Annotated in this window: 19 protein-coding genes; all 19 read left to right on the forward strand. The window is 63.5% G+C overall.

The genetic code is table 11. The features are described from left to right. The first annotated feature begins 5 nt into the window (after positions 1–5). The 19 genes from rpsP (at position 6) to NSO95_RS11735 (ending at position 13,921) form a co-directional block, all read left to right on the forward strand. A complete protein-coding gene (gene rpsP, locus NSO95_RS11645; RefSeq protein WP_257596437.1) occupies positions 6–539 on the forward strand; it encodes a 30S ribosomal protein S16 in 534 nt (177 codons plus the stop codon). Positions 540–593: 54 nt separating this feature from the next. Beyond that, positions 594–1,133 carry a ribosome maturation factor RimM gene (gene rimM, locus NSO95_RS11650; protein ID WP_257596438.1) on the forward strand — a complete coding sequence of 180 codons (540 nt, stop codon included), beginning with the start codon at positions 594–596 and terminating at the stop codon, positions 1,131–1,133. Positions 1,134–1,168: 35 nt separating this feature from the next. Next, entirely contained in the window at positions 1,169–1,498 is a 330-nt protein-coding gene (locus tag NSO95_RS11655; RefSeq protein ID WP_257596439.1) for a hypothetical protein, read from the forward strand. A 10-nt stretch (positions 1,499–1,508) separates the two neighbouring features. Beyond that, on the forward strand, positions 1,509–2,066 hold the full coding sequence (locus NSO95_RS11660) for a glycine-rich domain-containing protein (RefSeq protein WP_257596440.1): 558 nt from the start codon (positions 1,509–1,511) through the stop codon (positions 2,064–2,066). Continuing rightward, entirely contained in the window at positions 2,063–2,896 is an 834-nt protein-coding gene (locus NSO95_RS11665; protein WP_257596441.1) for a TIGR04222 domain-containing membrane protein, read from the forward strand. The genes NSO95_RS11660 and NSO95_RS11665 overlap by 4 nt, the downstream gene beginning before the upstream one ends. A 22-nt stretch (positions 2,897–2,918) precedes the next feature. Beyond that, complete coding sequence (locus NSO95_RS11670; RefSeq protein ID WP_257596442.1) at positions 2,919–3,869, forward strand: carbon-nitrogen hydrolase family protein; 951 nt, start codon at positions 2,919–2,921, stop codon at positions 3,867–3,869. Next, positions 3,860–4,360, forward strand: coding sequence for a hypothetical protein (locus NSO95_RS11675; protein WP_257596443.1), 501 nt, complete (start codon positions 3,860–3,862; stop codon positions 4,358–4,360). Before NSO95_RS11670 ends, NSO95_RS11675 begins: the two co-directional genes overlap by 10 nt. A gap of 436 nt (positions 4,361–4,796) precedes the next feature. Further along, entirely contained in the window at positions 4,797–5,054 is a 258-nt protein-coding gene (locus NSO95_RS11680) for an AbrB/MazE/SpoVT family DNA-binding domain-containing protein (RefSeq protein ID WP_257596444.1), read from the forward strand. Further along, entirely contained in the window at positions 5,051–5,431 is a 381-nt protein-coding gene (locus NSO95_RS11685) for a type II toxin-antitoxin system VapC family toxin (RefSeq protein WP_257596445.1), read from the forward strand. Before NSO95_RS11680 ends, NSO95_RS11685 begins: the two co-directional genes overlap by 4 nt. Beyond that, positions 5,428–6,240, forward strand: a complete 813-nt coding sequence (gene trmD, locus NSO95_RS11690) for a tRNA (guanosine(37)-N1)-methyltransferase TrmD (RefSeq protein ID WP_257596446.1) — start codon at positions 5,428–5,430, stop codon at positions 6,238–6,240. The genes NSO95_RS11685 and trmD overlap by 4 nt, the downstream gene beginning before the upstream one ends. Positions 6,241–6,280: 40 nt before the next feature. Further along, positions 6,281–6,649, forward strand: coding sequence for a 50S ribosomal protein L19 (gene rplS / locus NSO95_RS11695; protein ID WP_301332625.1), 369 nt, complete (start codon positions 6,281–6,283; stop codon positions 6,647–6,649). 340 nt (positions 6,650–6,989) lie between these two features. Further along, positions 6,990–9,329 carry a S9 family peptidase gene (locus NSO95_RS11700; protein WP_436278036.1) on the forward strand — a complete coding sequence of 780 codons (2,340 nt, stop codon included), beginning with the start codon at positions 6,990–6,992 and terminating at the stop codon, positions 9,327–9,329. A gap of 130 nt (positions 9,330–9,459) precedes the next feature. After that, positions 9,460–10,485, forward strand: coding sequence for an aspartate-semialdehyde dehydrogenase (locus NSO95_RS11705; RefSeq protein WP_257596448.1), 1,026 nt, complete (start codon positions 9,460–9,462; stop codon positions 10,483–10,485). A gap of 5 nt (positions 10,486–10,490) precedes the next feature. Next, a complete protein-coding gene (locus NSO95_RS11710; protein WP_257596449.1) occupies positions 10,491–11,075 on the forward strand; it encodes an aspartate-semialdehyde dehydrogenase in 585 nt (194 codons plus the stop codon). Positions 11,076–11,094: 19 nt separating this feature from the next. Further along, positions 11,095–11,742 (forward strand): 2-hydroxychromene-2-carboxylate isomerase, encoded by a 648-nt coding sequence (locus NSO95_RS11715; RefSeq protein WP_257596450.1) that lies wholly within the window; start codon positions 11,095–11,097, stop codon positions 11,740–11,742. After that, entirely contained in the window at positions 11,739–12,188 is a 450-nt protein-coding gene (locus NSO95_RS11720; protein WP_257596451.1) for a GFA family protein, read from the forward strand. The genes NSO95_RS11715 and NSO95_RS11720 overlap by 4 nt, the downstream gene beginning before the upstream one ends. Continuing rightward, positions 12,185–12,649, forward strand: a complete 465-nt coding sequence (locus NSO95_RS11725) for a GFA family protein (RefSeq protein WP_257596452.1) — start codon at positions 12,185–12,187, stop codon at positions 12,647–12,649. Before NSO95_RS11720 ends, NSO95_RS11725 begins: the two co-directional genes overlap by 4 nt. Continuing rightward, positions 12,646–13,401 (forward strand): alpha/beta fold hydrolase, encoded by a 756-nt coding sequence (locus NSO95_RS11730; protein ID WP_257596453.1) that lies wholly within the window; start codon positions 12,646–12,648, stop codon positions 13,399–13,401. Before NSO95_RS11725 ends, NSO95_RS11730 begins: the two co-directional genes overlap by 4 nt. Continuing rightward, positions 13,394–13,921 carry a hypothetical protein gene (locus tag NSO95_RS11735; protein WP_257596454.1) on the forward strand — a complete coding sequence of 176 codons (528 nt, stop codon included), beginning with the start codon at positions 13,394–13,396 and terminating at the stop codon, positions 13,919–13,921. Before NSO95_RS11730 ends, NSO95_RS11735 begins: the two co-directional genes overlap by 8 nt. Positions 13,922–13,963: the final 42 nt, after the last annotated feature.

The following is a 13,963-nucleotide window of genomic DNA, read 5'->3' on the forward strand; positions in this document are numbered from 1 at the left end:
ATCACATGGCAGTTGCAATCCGTCTTTCGCGCGGTGGCGCAAAGAAGCGTCCCTACTACCGCATCGTCGTTGCCGACTCGCGCGCCTCGCGTGACGGCAAGTATCTCGAGCAGATCGGCACCTACAATCCGATGCTGCCGAAGGATTCGGGCGAGCGCGTGAAGCTTAACGAAGATCGCGCACGCCACTGGCTGAGCGTCGGCGCGCAGCCGACCGACCGCGTGCACCGCTTCCTCGATGCCGCCGGCATCCTCGAGCGCGCGGCACGCAACAACCCGAAGAAGGGCGAACCGGGCGACGCCGCCAAGGAACGCGCCGAGGAAAAGGCTGCCAAGGTTGCTGAAGCCGAAGAAGCTGCGAAGGCCGCCGAGGAAGAAGCCAAGGCCGCAGCCGAAGCTCCGGCTGAAGAAGCTGCTGCGGAAGAGGCTCCCGCTGAGGAAGCCGCTGCTGAAGAGGCTCCGATCGAAGAAGCCGCAGCAGAAGAAGCTCCGGCTGCGGAAGCCGCTGCCGAAGACGCCGACGCAGAAAAGGCCGAGTAATGGCACCTCTCCCCTCCCGCTTGCGGGAGGGGCCGGGGGTGGGTGCGTAATGCGATGACCCACCCGGCCAGGCCCACCCCTGACCCCTCCCGCAAGCGGGAGGGGGACAAGACGGACAAGCCCGTCACCCTCGCAGCCGTCATCGGCGCGCACGGGGTGGCGGGCGAAGTCCGTCTGAAGCTGTTCGGCGAGGGGATCGACGCCCTCAAGGGCCACAAGAGCTTCAATGGTGGTGCGCTCACTCTTGTCAAAATCCGCGATGATCACAAGGGCGGCGCGGTCGCGCGCTTCGCCGAAGTGACTGATCGCGGCGCGGCGGAAAAATTGCGCGGGACTACGCTGACCATCCCGCGCGATGCCCTGCCGCCTATCGAGGATGATGAATATTACCATGCCGACCTTCTCGGGCTTGCGGTGGTCACCGACACCGGCAATGCGGTGGGCACCGTGGCCGATGTGCTCAACTACGGCGCAAGCGACCTTATCGAGATCGAGAAGAATGACGGAGGCCGATTCCTCGTCCCAATGACGCGGCAAGCGGTGCCCGAGTGGAATGCCGACCGGCTGGTCATCGCGGAGGATTTCGCCCAATAAGTCGCTTCGGAACACCGGTTTCGAGTGAGGTGGGTATGGCTGTCGCGATTTTCTCGATCGTTTTCATTGCAGTGATCCTGGCGTTGCTAACGGCTGGCGTCGTCCTGTGCCTGCATCTCTGGGCGCGACGCAGGCTGGGCAAACAGATGCGGGTGCTGGTCGCGACGATCCTCGGTCCGGGCAGCCTGTTCCTCGTGCCTTTCGTGTTCGAGCTCGTCGACGGCGGGCAGGTGATGGGTGAACTGGGCATCGGGCTCGTCGCGGTCACCGGTTTCTTCAGCCTGATCATCGGCTGGCCGACCGCAGCGATCCTGACCCGGCAACTCGAACGGAGCCTGCTGCCCGATGCGAGAGTGTTCGAGTAGGGCGGGCGGGATGTCTGCCATTGCAACGGACCTGTGGCAGCGCCTTGCCGCCTACGAGATCGGCCCGCGGGCGGCATCGCTGTCCTTCGCCGACCGCCTCGCGCGCGAAAACCGGTGGAGCGCCGAGTTCACCCGCCGCGTGATCCGCGAATACAAGCGCTTCTGCTACCTCGCGGTCGCGGCGGGGCATGAAGTCACTCCGTCCGACGCGGTCGACCAGGCGTGGCACCTGCACCTGACCTACAGCCGCGATTACTGGGAGCGGTTCTGCCGCGAAGTGCTCGGTGTGTCGCTGCACCACGGGCCGACGGCTGGCGGACAGGCGGAACGGGCGCGGTACTACGACCAGTATGCCGCGACGCTCAAAGCCTATGAGGACCACTTCGGAGAGTCGCCCCCGGCGGATATCTGGCCCGGCGCTGCGCGCCGCTTCAACACCGACCCGCGCGCGTTCCGGGTCAACCCGGCGGATGTTGTCATCATTCCGCGCAAGATCGGCTATACAATGTTTGCGGTGGCGGGCATCCTGCTGGCTGGCGCACTGGCGTGGGAGGGAGTGTTCGGATGACATTGGGATTATCGGCCCTGTCGGGTAGCACGTTCCTTCTGCTCTATATCGCATTGCTCGCGGCGGCCTTGGGTTTATCGCTGATGCTCGGCGCGTGGATGCGAGCGGAGGGCGACGATGCAGGGACTCCCAGCGAGGAAGAACTCGCGTTCCTATCCGGCGGCAAGCAACGCTTTACCGAAGCAATCATAGCGCGGCTGCTGGCCGGCGGGTCGATCGAGGTCTCGGGCGAGAAGGGTTTTGTCGTCACCCGCAGCGATGCGGGAACGACGTCTGCCGAACGCGCGATCACCCGGCAAGCCGGGATCGTGACATGGCAGGACGCAGCGAAGGCTACAGCGCAGGATGCCGATAGCGTCCTCGAACGGCTGGAGACCAAAGGCTGGTGGATGGGGGACGGCGCGGCGTGGCAAGTGCGGTTGTTCCAGGTGCTACCGTTTGCGCTGCTCTTCGCGCTTGGCCTGTTTCGCCAGCAGGCAGGGGCAGCGCAGGGCGCGCCGACCGGCTACCTGATCGGACTGCTTGCCCTGACTGCGCTGATCGGATTGTTTCGTCTGTTCGCGGTCGATCGGCGGACGAAGGCGGGCAAAGCCGTGCTTGGAGGCGCGATGCAGGGCAACGACCGGCTTCGCCGCGCTCCGCAAGAGCACGAGATGGGCTCTGCTGTCGCGCTTTTCGGCACTGGCGTGCTGGTCGGGACGCCTTTTGTGGCGATGCACACCATGCGGCAGGCCTCGAGTGGCGATGGCGGGGGCAGCAGCGACAGCAGCAGCAGTAGCGATGGCGGAAGCGGCTGCGGCGGGGGCGGCTGCGGCGGTTGCGGCGGTTGACGCGCGAGCCTAAACCGCCTGGATGACCCAATTCCACGTCGCCATTTGCCAGGCCGCACCGATCCCGCTCGCAATCACTGACGGGATCGTGCAGGCGACCGAGCTCGCGCGTGCGGCAATCGCCGACGGGGCGCGGCTGGTGGCGTTCGGGGAGACCTTCCTCGGCGGCTATCCGCTGTGGCTCGACGAAGCCCCCGGCGCGGCGCTGTGGGAGCATCCGGGCAGCAAGGCGCTGCACCGCATCCTGCTGGAACAGGCGGTGGTGCCGAACGATGAGCGGCTGCTGCCCTTGCAGGAATTGTGCGATGCCAGCGGGGCCTGCATTTCCATCGGCGCGCATGAGCGGTTGCGGCGCAGCCTGTACAACAACCAGCTTCTGTTCCGCCCCGGCATGGACCCCTTGCCGCACCGCAAGCTGGTGCCGACGCATGGCGAGCGGCTGGTGTGGATGCGCGGCGACGGCTCGACGCTGGGCGTGCATGAGGCCGAGTGGGGCAGCGTAGGCAATCTGATTTGCTGGGAGCATTGGATGCCGCTCGCCCGCGCGGCGATGCACAATCTCGGCGAGAGCGTGCATGTCGCCTGCTGGCCGACTGTGCGCGAGGAATATGCGCTAGCAAGCCGCCACTACGCGATGGAGGGGCGCTGCTTCGTGCTGGCGGCGGGGTTGGTGCAGCACAAGGATGATCTGCTCGACGGGCTGCAACGCTGCGGCGGAAATTCCGAGGCCGAAGCGCTGATCCGCGAAATCGAGGGCGACGTCCTCAACTGCGGCGGAAGCCTGATCGCTGCGCCCGACGCGCGGGTGCTGGCACATGCGGGCGCGGGCGAGGAAACGCTCCACGCCGAACTGGACCTTGCGGAGATCGCGGAGGGGCTGGCGAACCTCGATACCGACGGGCATTACTCGCGCCCCGATGTGTTCGAGTTGCGGGTCGATACGCGGGCGAGGGAGGGAGTCGAATGGAGCTGAGGCTTAGCAAACCGCGCGAGAAGTGGTTTTTCGTGATCGTCCTTCCGATCGCGATCGCGATTGAATGGGCATTTGCACAAACGCTTGACTGGACTGCCTATCCGCGCAGCGAATGGGTGGCGCTGGTCGACCTCTGCATTTTCATGCCGGTGCTTTACCTGACCCTGTTCAGCAGTGAACTGACCCCACTGGCGCGCTTTCTGCGCAGTCTTGGTATTGCAGGTATCGGCCTTATTGTGTCGGGTTTGATTATCCCCGAAGCAAATCAGTTTCTTGTCGCTGAACTTTCGAGCATCCGCAATTTGGCGCTGATTGGCATCTTGATGTTCGAGGGCTGGATCCTCGCCAAAGTCATCAGCGCAGTCTATCGCAAGAACGCGAACGCAGAAGCTCTCGAGCGTGAGTTTGCCATTCCTGGCTGGATAGCCAGATTGATGGTGCTGGAAGCAAGGTTCTGGAAGGCGGTCTGGAACCTGCTGCGTCGCAAATGACCTTCACCGCCAGCCTCTTGTCGGTTTTTGCTTTGCTGATGTTTTTTCAGGCCACCGTATTGGCCTGATATTTGTGGAATTACCGAAGGGCGATATCTGAGGTAAAACGCAATGAGGTTTTGATCATCGTTCCCGCCATTGCCCCGGTCCTTTTCATGATCTTGTGGGTCGCAAGGGTGATCGACTATGCTGACTCCTACGGCTGGAAGCAGTCGCTCGCGTGGCTGTGGTGGGAGCCGATAATTGCATTGCTGGTCTTTGTGGTCGGTCATGCATTCGTGCGTTGGCAACAGCCTCGTTTGCTCATCGATCAAAGGGTCGCTCGTCCCCAACATCGCCCTCGCACTTAGTCTTGAGATGGGTTTCGGGTCCATCGCGTTTGCGTTGACAGCCAGTCCCGGTATGTATATACACGTTGTATATACATAGGTGATCCATGGGCAAAGAGCATATCGGCAAGAGTTTCAAATCGGGCAATTCGGTGGCGATCCGGATTCCGGCATCGATTGGTGTCGAGGCCGGACGGGAATGGGAGGTCGAGCGCAATCCGGACGGGAGGATAATCCTGAAGGAAGTTGACACTTCGCCCACGAAAATCAGCCTTGACGGAATCTATGGCTCGATGCGTGGCAGGGGTTTGAAGCGTTTGCCGTTCGAGCATGTGGAGCGCGACTGGTCGCGACCCACTGAATGACGCCCAAGACCGACTATCTGCTCGATACCAACATCTGCATCTATATCCTCGAAGGGGCTTCGGATCGGGTCGCATCGCGATTGGAGCAATGTGATATCGGATCGGTCGGGGTGTCATCGATAAGCTACGCGGAGGTCATGCTGGGGGCTGTACAACTGGGCGATGCTGCTGCGGCGAAATCGCTCTTTCGCAAGATTGGACCGCTTCCCTTCTCCAAAGATGCGGCTGAGGTCTATGCGGCCTTGCCCTTCAGACGCGGATCATTCGATCGGCTGATTGCTGCCCATGCGATTGCGCTGGACGCGACATTGGTTACCAACAACGAACGCGATTTTCGCGATATCCCCGGCCTCCTGGTCGAGAACTGGACGCAATGAGCTTCGCCGCCACCATCCTCACGCTCTACCCCGAGATGTTTCCCGGGCCGCTGGGCGTTTCGCTCGCGGGCAAGGCGCTCGAACGCGGGGACTGGTCGTGCGAGACAGTGAACCCGCGGGATTTCGCCACCGACCGCCACCGGACGGTGGACGACACACCGGCGGGCGGCGGGGCGGGGATGGTGCTCAAGGCGGATGTGCTGGCGCGGGCGGTTGATAGTGTGACGGGAAAGCACTTTCCCCATGGGGAAGGGGTTGGGGATGGGGGTTCGACAGCGGCGGAAAGCGCTACGCCCCAAACGTCGCATACCCACCCCTCAATCCCCTCCCTCAAGGGAGGGGAGGCTAGGATACCCATCCTCGCCATGACACCGCGCGGGAAGCCGATCACGCAGGAGCGTATCTGCCAGATCGCCACGGGCCCGGGGGTCACCATCATCTGCGGGCGGTTCGAGGGGTTCGACGAGCGGTTTTTCGAGGCGCGGCCGCAGATCGAACAGGTCAGCCTGGCGGACATCGTGCTCTCGGGCGGAGAGCCTGCCGCGCTCGCCATACTCGACGCTTGCATTCGGCTGCTTCCCGGCGTAATGGGCGCGCCTTCAAGCGGGCATGAGGAATCCTTCGAAGACGGATTGCTCGAATACCCGCAGTATACCCGACCTCAGGAATGGGAAGGGCGCACGATCCCTGAAGTGCTGCGATCGGGGGATCATGCGAAAATCGCTGCGTGGCGCAAGGCGCGCAGCGAGGACGATACACGGTTACGCAGGCCAGACCTATGGGAGCGTTACAGGAACGCTCGGGACTGACCTGCCTCTGGCGCGCAGTGACATAACAGGAACCAAGGTCATGAACCTGATTCAGCAGCTCGAAGCGGAAGCTATCGAGAACCTCGGGAAGAACATTCCCGATTTCCGCGCCGGTGACACCGTGCGCGTCGGCGTGAAGGTGGTCGAAGGCACGCGCGAGCGCGTCCAGAACTACGAAGGCGTCGTGATCGCCCGCTCGAACCGCTCGATCAACAGCAATTTCACCGTGCGCAAGATGAGCTTCGGCGAAGGCGTGGAACGCGTATTCCCGCTCTATTCACCGATCATCGACAGCATCACCGTGGTCCGCCGCGGCGTGGTGCGCCGTGCGAAGCTCTATTACCTGCGCGGCCGCACCGGCAAGCGCGCACGTATCGCCGAGCGCAAGGTTAACGCCCCGAAGGCGTAAGCTTTTCGCGAAACCAGACAGGAGGGCGCGGCGGGCAACTGCCGCGCCCTTTTTCATGCGTTGTGCTGAGAGGTGAGCAGGCGCTTTTGGGTTCACGCAGAGGGCGCAGAGGAAAGGTGAGACGCAGAGGTGCCGGTCCAGGCGGCGAAGCCGCGAGAAACACTCCTCCAGCCGCGCATGGCTCCCTGGCAATTTGCGTGCGGCTTTGCCGCAAGTGCTGCCTCTCTGCGTCTCTCCTTTCCTCTGCGCCCTCTGCGTGAAACCCAACTTCGGACCTTGCAGCCCAGCGCCAGCCGTCTAGGCTCAGCGCATACAAAGTTGTCAGGAAAAACCCCTTGCCATGGTTCGATTTCTTCCCGCCCTCGCGCTCCTTCTCGCCACCCCTGCAATGGCGGACGATAGCAATATGAACGCCACTCCCGAGTCCGGTCCCGACCTCACCTTCGAACGCGTGTTCGCTTCGCCCTCGATTGACGGGCCGAGCCCGCGGCAGGCGAAATTGTCGCCCGATGGCCGCTATCTCACCCTGCTGCGCAACCGCGACGACGACCGCGAGCGGTACGACCTGTGGGCGTTCGATCGCGAGAGCGGCGCATGGCGGTTGCTGGTCGACAGCGAGAAGCTCGGCAGCGGGCGCGAGCTCAGCGAGGACGAAAAGATGCAGCGCGAGCGCGCGCGGATCGGCAGCCTTAAGGGCATCGTATCCTACGAATGGACCGCGGACGGGCAGGGAATCCTCGTCCCGCTCGACGGCGATCTCTACCTCGCGGGGCTGGACGGCACCGCGACCCGGCTGACCGACACCGAGGAAAGCGAACTCAATCCCGCGCTCAGCAGCAAGAGCGGCTATGTGTCCTTCGTGCGCGACCGGCAGCTTTGGGTCGGCCAGGTCGGCGAGGACGCGCAGCCGATCACGCCCAAGGAAGCCGACACCATCCGCTGGGGCGAAGCCGAATTCGTCGCGCAAGAGGAGATGGGGCGGCTCACCGGATACTGGTGGAACCCGGACGATAGCCGCATAGCCGTCCAGCGGACCGACGAGAGCCCGGTCGGCATCGTCACCCGCGCCGCCATCGGCGCGACCGGGACCAAGGTGTATGACCAGCGCTATCCGGTCGCGGGCAGCGCCAATGCGATCGTCGAGCTGTTCGTGATGGACCCCGATGGCGGCAACCGGGTCAAGGTCGATCTGACAAGCAGCCAGGACCCGGAGCTCTACGACGCAGCAGATCCCAACGATTTCTACCTCGCGCGCGTCGACTGGGCGCCCGACGGCAGGCTGTTCGTCCAGCGCCAAAACCGCGAGCAGACCGTGCTCGATCTGATCGAGGTCGATCCGGCGACGGGTGAGAGCAGCGTCCTGTACGTCGAGAGCGCGGCTTCGCCGGACTACTGGATCAACCTGTCCGACAACTACAAATTCCTCAAGGATGGCTCATTCCTGTGGTGGAGCGAGCTCGACGGCTACGGGCATCTCTACCGCAGCTTTCAAGGATTGCGTTATCGAGCCGGCGATACAGCCGACCCTGCGCTGGTCGGCACGTACCTGCCGATCATCCCGACAACCCGTCAGCTGACAACCGGCGCGTGGGTGGTCACCAAGCTGGTCGGGGTGGATCAGCAAGCCGGGCGCGTGTTCTTTACCGCTACCACCGAACAGGACCCGCTGGAGCAGCATGTCTATTCGACCGCGCTCGACGGTTCGGGAAAGCCGACCCGCCTCACCGAGCCCGGCTTCACCCACTCGGCGAGCATGGACAAGGGTGCCAAGACCCTGCTCATCACCCGGTCAAGCCACGACCAGCCGGCGCAAAGCTATCTCGCCGATGCGGATGGCAAACGTCTGGCGTGGGTCGAGCAGAACGCGCTCGGCGCGGACCATCCCTATGCGCCCTATCTCGCCAGCCATCGCCCGGCGCAGTTCGGCACGATCAAGGCCGCCGACGGGATGACCGATCTGCATTACAAAATAGTCACCCCCGCAATGGCGCCGGGAAAGAAGTACCCGGTGTTCTACCACCACTACAGTGGCCCAGGCCCGCAGATCGTGACCCGCGGCTGGGACGGCGCGCTGCAGCAGGCGGTAGTCGACAAGGGCTATATCTGGTTCGAGCTGGACAATCGCGGCAGTGCGAACCGGGGGGTCGCCTTTGAGCAGCCGCTCTACCGTGCGATGGGCAGCGTCGAGGTCGACGACCAGCGCGCCGGGGCGGAATTCCTCAAGACCCTGCCCTATGTCGATGGCGACAAGATCGCGCTCTACGGCTGGTCCTATGGCGGCTACATGACGCTTAAACAGCTGCAGGCCGATCCGGGGCTCTATGCCGCGGGGATATCGGGCGCGCCGGTGACCAAATGGGAACTCTACGATACCCACTATACCGAACGCTATATGGGTGATCCGAACACGGTCCCCGAAGCCTATCAGGCCGCGAGCGCGCTGCCCGATGCGGCGAAGATGACCGACCCGCTGCTGCTGATCCACGGCATGGCGGACGACAACGTCGTGTTCGAGAATTCCTCCGCACTCATCGCGCAGCTGCAGGAAGCGAACGTGCCGTTCGAGATGATGCTCTATCCCGGCTACACCCACCGCGTGTCGGGCGAGAACATCAGTCCGCATCTGTGGAACACGATCTTCCGCTTCCTCGAAAGCCACGGGGTGACCCCGCCGGAGTAGGTCGCCGTCACCCCCGCGCAAGCTGGGATCGTTATCGGCCAAGAACTCATTCGCGAATGAGCCCAGCTTTCGCTGGGATGACGGGAGAAGAGCGGCTAAAGCGCCTGCCGCACAGAGCTGGAGAATTGAAGTGGGTTATCGCGTAGCTATCGTCGGGGCGACCGGGAATGTCGGTCGCGAGATGATGCAGATCCTCGCCGAGCGCGAGTTCCCGTGCGACGAGGTCGCCGCGGTCGCGTCGGCGCGTTCGGTCGGGACCGAGGTTGAATTCGGCGACACCGGCAAGATGCTCAAGTGCAAGAATATCGAGCATTTCGACTTCACCGGCTGGGACATCGCGCTGTTCAGCGCGGGCGGCGGTCCGGCCAAGGAATTTGCCCCCAAGGCGGCTGCTGCCGGCTGCGTGGTGATCGACAACAGCTCGCATTTCCGGATGGACCCCGACGTGCCGCTGATCGTGCCGGAGGTGAACCCCGACGCGATCGACGGCTATGCGAAAAAGAACATCATCGCCAACCCCAACTGCTCGACCGCGCAGCTCGTGGTGGCGCTGAAGCCGCTGCATGATGCGGCAACGATCAAGCGGGTGGTGGTGAGCACCTACCAGTCGGTTTCCGGCGCGGGCAAGGCGGGGATGGACGAGCTGTTCACCCAGAGCCGCGCGATCTTTGTCGGCGATCCGGTGGTGCCGGAAAAATTTACCAAGCAGATCGCGTTCAACGTGATCCCCCATATCGACGTTTTCCTCGACGATGGCTCGACCAAGGAAGAATGGAAGATGGTGGTCGAGACCAAGAAGATCCTCGATCCGAAGATCAAGCTCAACGCAACTTGTGTGCGGGTGCCGGTGTTCGTCGGCCATTCCGAAGCGATCAACATCGAATTCGAGAACGAGATTTCGGCCGAGCAGGCGATCGATATCCTGCGCGAGGCGCCGGGCGTGATGCTGATCGACAAGCGCGAGGACGGCGGATACATCACCCCGGTCGAAGCCGCCGGCGATGGCGCGACCTATGTCAGCCGCGTGCGCGAGGATCCGACGGTCGAGAACGGGCTGACCTTGTGGTGCGTCAGCGACAATCTGCGCAAGGGCGCGGCACTCAACGCGGTGCAGATCGCCGAACTGCTCGGCCGGCGGCACCTGAAGAAGGGATAAGGGAAATGCGCTGGACGGGTTCGATGGTTGCTGTTGCCGCATTGGCGCTTGTATCGTGCAATCCCGCGAGCGAAGGCGACAAGACAGCAGCGGGCGAATCCGCGAGTGGGCCCGGCGCACCCAAGAAGGCCGAAGTCGAGGCCGGCACCGTCCAACTCGGCGGCGAGGCGATCCTTGTGACCGGTCCGATGGGTACCTCGCTGGCCTACGGCAGCCCGCGCGAGGCGGTCGAGGCGGAACTGACGAAAGTGCTCGGCCCGTCTGCAGAAAAAGGCAGTAACGCCGAGTGCGGTGCAGGGCCGATCGACTTCACCAATTTCGAGCCGGGCCTGGTGGTCAACTTCCAGGAAGAAAAGCTGGTCGGCTGGTACCTCGACGGCGAGTCCACCCTGCGCACGGACAAGGGGATCGGCACCGGGTCACCTGCTGCCGATTATGTTGCCGCTCATGCAGCGGAGGCCATTGAAGACAGTACATTGGGCGTCGAATTCTATTCGGAGCGCGATGGCATCGGCGCTTTCATGACGGAAGACGCCAAGAATCCGCTGGTCGAGGCGCTCCACGCCGGGACCAATTGCTTCTTCCGCTGATCCGCGCAACAAGGCGGGCATGACCCTGACCGCCGATCTCTATTTCAGCTTCCGTTCGCCCTACAGCTATCTCGCCATCGGGCGTTATCGCGAGCTGGCCGAAACGCACGATGTCCATATCGCCCTGCGCCCGGTTTACCCGCTGGCGGTGCGTCAGCCCGATTTCTTCGAGCGAAACCACCCCAACTGGCTGCGCTATACGCTGACCGATATGATGCGGGTGGCACAGTTCCACGGTATCCCGTTTGGCCCGCCGCGACCCGATCCGATCGTACAGGATTTCGCAACCCGCAAGATCGCCGAGGATCAGCCGCATATCCGGCGGATCACCCGGTTGGGGCAGGCTGCGGCTCGTCGCGGCAAGGGGCTGGCGTTCGCGCATGAGGCGGCGCGGCTAATCTGGGGCGGGGCAGAGGGGTGGAACGAGGGTGGACACCTTGCCGGTGCTGCGCAGCGTGCGGACCTCGACCTAGCCGAACTCGATGCCGAAGTTTGTGAAGAGCCTGATCAACTGGACGCCGAGATCGCTTCGAACCAGCAGGCGCTGGAGGAGGCCGGCCACTGGGGCGTGCCGACTCTGGTGTTCGACGGCGAACCCTTTTTCGGGCAGGATCGGATCGATATGGCCCGCTGGCGGATGGAGCAGAAGGGGTTGCAAAAGCGGTGAGCGACGCAATCACCAAGTCCGGCGGCTGCCAGTGCGGGCGTATCCGCTACACCGCGGATACGAGCGAAGCCGATGCCTACCACTGCCATTGCAAGATGTGCCAGAAGGCAACCGGAGGCTTCGCCGCGACCTTCGTGTTCTTACCGGTTGCCGCAGTGCAGTGGGAGCACGAGCCCGACTGGTACGCCAGCTCACCGATCGCCAAGCGCCCGTTTTGCTCGAACTGCGGATCGCCGTTGGGCTTCAGGTTCGAAGATCACGACAAGATGGACCTGACCTTCGGCAGCTTTGACGATCCGTCGGATTTCAGGCCGGTCATCCATGCCGGTGCCGAAAGCATGCATGAGGCGTGGCTCGACACCAGCCACCTCCCGCGCCAGCGCAGCGACGAGACCGCGAGCATAGCCAATCGCTGGAAGGCCGCCGGGATGGAGGTTCCCGAATGAACGAGTTGCTGTCCGAGACACTCCAGGGTGGCTGCAACTGCGGCGCGGTGCGCTACACGCTGACGCCGGGGTTCCGTATGGGGCCCTATGCCTGCCACTGCACCCTGTGCCAGACCCGCACCGGCAGCGCCTTTGCCGAGCACATGGTCGTCTTGCGCAGCGCGCTCGAGGTGCCCGGTGCCGATTGGGAAGGAAAGACGGTCAATCCCAGCGGTGCCGAGGTCATGCTCTATGGCTGCAACAGCTGCGGTGCGCGGCTGTGGGGCGAAAATCTGACCGTTCCGGGCTTGGCCACCTTGCGTTGCGGAACTCTGGACCGCAGCGCGGAGGTGGAGCCCGAGGCGCATTTGTGGGTGAGCAGCAAGCAAGCGTGGATCACCTTGCCGCACGGTACGAAGGCGATGGACGAACAACCACGCAGCAACGAGGAATGGATGCGTGAACTGGGGCATATGCCATGAGCGAAGCTCGCACCTCCATGATCCCGAGTTTCGACGGCACCGAACTCGCCGTGCACCGTCTGGGCGCGGGAAGGCCGGTGTTGTTGTTGCACGGCCTGTTCTCAAGCGCCTATATGAACTGGATCGATTTCGGCCATGCTGCGGCGCTTGTTGATGCGGGTTTCGAGGCAGTGATGCCCGATTCACGCGCGCATGGTGAGAGTGCCAGGCCGCACAATGTCGGTGCCTATCCGCATGACGTGCTGGTGCGCGATGTGCAGGCCCTGGTTGATGCGCTGGGACTCGACGATTTCGATCTGGTCGGCTTCTCGCTTGGCGCCCGTACGGCGGCCCGCGCGGTTCTGGAAGGTGTGGCACCGCGAAGGCTGGTGCTCGCGGGCATGGGGCTGGAAGGCCTTTCGGGCTGGGAACGGCGCGGCGCGTTCTTCATTGATGCGATCGACCGGTTCGATTCCATCAGAGCGGGCGATCCGGCGTTCATGGCCAAGGGTTTCATGACCCGTATGCGGACCGATCGCGTCGCCGCGCGGCTGCTGCTCGGCTCGATCGGCAATATCGACCGCGCCGAACTTGCCGGTATCTCCATGCCCACCATGGTGCTGTGTGGCCGCAAGGATCGGGACAATGGCTCACCGCAGGCGCTGACTTCGGCTCTGCCTCATGCGCGCCATGTCGAGATCCCCGGCACCCATATGAGCTCGGTGACCGAGGGTGCGCTGGGCGATGCGCTCGTGGAGTTCCTCGATGGCTGACGATCCGTTTCGCAGCAAGTTCCTGCTCCTCTGGCCGCTCGGCCTGTTGGCGTTCGCGGTCGTCATCTGGGCGAGTCTGCCGCTCGACATTGAAGGTGTGCCGGGGGGCATCCTTGCGCACCAGTCGGCCGGCAGCGGGCAGATGGTGGACGCGATCCAGCATCTGTGGACCGATGCCGGCCTGTATGACCGCGCGCTATATGCGATGTATGGCGATATCGCTTTCATCACGATCTACGGCCTTGGCGCGTGGTATGGCGGGCTTCACTTCATGCAGGATCCCGCTCCGCGCGTGAAGCGACTGGGGATCATGCTGGTGATCGCCGCCATCGTGTTCCTGGCAACCGACTACACCGAAACCTTTGCGCAGATCATCCAGCTGACCCAGCAGCGCGGCAGCGATACGCTCGCCGGGATTGCGGCGGCGGTGCGCCCGGTCAAGGTCGTCGCGTGGATCGTGACCTTCGTCGGGGTGATCGCGGCGCTTGTCGTTCGTCGAAAATCCGCCCGCGCGGCTTGATTCAGCCGGGTGGCAGGTTCAAACCAGTATCACTGGAAACCG

Source organism: Parerythrobacter lacustris (genome assembly GCF_024626475.1).
GTDB lineage: Bacteria > Pseudomonadota > Alphaproteobacteria > Sphingomonadales > Sphingomonadaceae > Parerythrobacter_A > Parerythrobacter_A lacustris.

Excerpts from the sequence above, each read along its gene's own strand:
- NSO95_RS11710 (WP_257596449.1), top strand. The coding sequence starts at position 10,491 with ATGCGCTGGACGGGTTCGATGGTTGCTGTTGCCGCATTGGCGCTTGTA.
- NSO95_RS11700 (WP_436278036.1), top strand. The coding sequence starts at position 6,990 with ATGGTTCGATTTCTTCCCGCCCTCGCGCTCCTTCTCGCCACCCCTGCA.
- trmD (WP_257596446.1), top strand. The coding sequence starts at position 5,428 with ATGAGCTTCGCCGCCACCATCCTCACGCTCTACCCCGAGATGTTTCCC.
- NSO95_RS11685 (WP_257596445.1), top strand. The coding sequence starts at position 5,051 with ATGACGCCCAAGACCGACTATCTGCTCGATACCAACATCTGCATCTAT.
- NSO95_RS11725 (WP_257596452.1), top strand. The coding sequence starts at position 12,185 with ATGAACGAGTTGCTGTCCGAGACACTCCAGGGTGGCTGCAACTGCGGC.
- NSO95_RS11735 (WP_257596454.1), top strand. The coding sequence starts at position 13,394 with ATGGCTGACGATCCGTTTCGCAGCAAGTTCCTGCTCCTCTGGCCGCTC.
- NSO95_RS11680 (WP_257596444.1), top strand. The coding sequence starts at position 4,797 with ATGGGCAAAGAGCATATCGGCAAGAGTTTCAAATCGGGCAATTCGGTG.
- NSO95_RS11730 (WP_257596453.1), top strand. The coding sequence starts at position 12,646 with ATGAGCGAAGCTCGCACCTCCATGATCCCGAGTTTCGACGGCACCGAA.
- rplS (WP_301332625.1), top strand. The coding sequence starts at position 6,281 with ATGAACCTGATTCAGCAGCTCGAAGCGGAAGCTATCGAGAACCTCGGG.
- NSO95_RS11675 (WP_257596443.1), top strand. The coding sequence starts at position 3,860 with ATGGAGCTGAGGCTTAGCAAACCGCGCGAGAAGTGGTTTTTCGTGATC.
- rimM (WP_257596438.1), top strand. The coding sequence starts at position 594 with ATGACCCACCCGGCCAGGCCCACCCCTGACCCCTCCCGCAAGCGGGAG.
- NSO95_RS11655 (WP_257596439.1), top strand. The coding sequence starts at position 1,169 with ATGGCTGTCGCGATTTTCTCGATCGTTTTCATTGCAGTGATCCTGGCG.
- NSO95_RS11715 (WP_257596450.1), top strand. The coding sequence starts at position 11,095 with ATGACCCTGACCGCCGATCTCTATTTCAGCTTCCGTTCGCCCTACAGC.
- NSO95_RS11670 (WP_257596442.1), top strand. The coding sequence starts at position 2,919 with ATGACCCAATTCCACGTCGCCATTTGCCAGGCCGCACCGATCCCGCTC.
- NSO95_RS11665 (WP_257596441.1), top strand. The coding sequence starts at position 2,063 with ATGACATTGGGATTATCGGCCCTGTCGGGTAGCACGTTCCTTCTGCTC.
- NSO95_RS11660 (WP_257596440.1), top strand. The coding sequence starts at position 1,509 with ATGTCTGCCATTGCAACGGACCTGTGGCAGCGCCTTGCCGCCTACGAG.
- rpsP (WP_257596437.1), top strand. The coding sequence starts at position 6 with ATGGCAGTTGCAATCCGTCTTTCGCGCGGTGGCGCAAAGAAGCGTCCC.